This window comes from Rhodoferax sp. ZS1R8 (assembly GCF_056521325.1).
This window is the reverse complement of the sequence record NZ_JBWMBA010000052.1, coordinates 393-1,654: the sequence shown is the minus strand read 5'-3', so window position 1 is coordinate 1,654 and position 1,262 is coordinate 393. Positions and strand designations below refer to the sequence as shown.

The following is a 1,262-nucleotide window of genomic DNA, read 5'->3' as shown; positions in this document are numbered from 1 at the left end:
ATGGCGACAAACGAGCCGTAGTGGGCCAGCGGCATTTCCCACACTTCGACGGCGATGCGGTGGCCCTCGCCGGTGGCCACCCGCACCAAACCCGGTTTGGGCGGCACGGTGCCGGGTAGTGCATAGAAGGCGTAGTCGGGTGCGGTCTCGGTCGCAGCAACCAACGTAGCGCCGCGCTCGGTGAGTTGGCTGTTGAGCGGCATACCCGACAGGTGGGCGCCTACTACTGCCACGTTGACAGTTGGAACGCTCTGCGGCTGCACCAGGCCCGGCAATGTTTGCGGCGCAGGCAGTGGCGCGCGCGTTGCCCCCAAGGGCAGGTTGGTACCGTGGTGGTAACGCTGGCCCAGGTCTGCCAGTTGCCAATCGCTGCCGCAGGGTCCAACCAGCGTGATGCCAAACGGCAAGCCGTCGGCGCGCACTGCGCTGGGCACGGACAGGGCCGCATAGTCCAGCAGGTTGACGAAGTTGGTATAGGCGCCCAGATTGCGGTTGAGGGCAACCGGGTCGGCCTGCATCGCGGCGATGGTGTAGTGCGTGGGTGCAGTGGGCACCAGCAACACGTCCATGCCGTCCCACATGGCAGCGGCCTGCTGACCATAGGCGCGCAACCGGGTTTGGGCGTCATACAGATCGGCCGCGTTGTACTGGCGCCCTTTGACAATGATGGAGCGTACGGGCTCCATCACTTGGTCTTCATGCGCATCGAAGAAGGGCCGTATGGCGGCGTAACGCTCGGCCACCAGTGCGCTTTCATACAGCAAGGCGGCCGCCTTGGCCAACGGGGTGTAGTCAATGTCCACGCGGGTGCCGCCCATGGCGGTCATATGCTCTATGGCCTGCGCAAAGGCTTTTTCAGCAGCCTGATCACCAAAAAACTCCAGTTTGGACGGCACACCAAAACGAAAGGCAGCCGGCAATGGGCTGGTAGCCAGGGCCAGATCGCGCGAATAGGGGTCCAGCGGGTCGTGCCCCATGGCCACCTGCAAGACCCGCGCAGCCAACGCTACCGTGCAAGCAAAGATGGAAACGCAGTCCACACTCTGCGCTGCGGGCACAACGCCGCGTGTACTGATCAGGCCCTTGCTGGGCTTGAGCCCCACAATGTTATTCAGGCCGGCCGGCACGCGGCCCGAGCCCGCGGTGTCGGTACCCAGCGCAAAGTCCACCTGCCCGGTGGCAACAGCATAGGCTGACCCGGCGCTCGACCCGCCGGATACATAGGCCGCGTTGAATGCATTGGGCACCGGCCCATAAGGAGA

General features: G+C 64.3%; 1 protein-coding gene. It reads right to left on the bottom strand.

Features of this window, described 5'->3' with window-relative positions; genetic code table 11:
- The coding region (gene atzF, locus AC097P_RS23655) for an allophanate hydrolase (RefSeq protein WP_479612880.1) at nt 1-1,262 on the bottom strand (1,262 nt) is incomplete at both ends.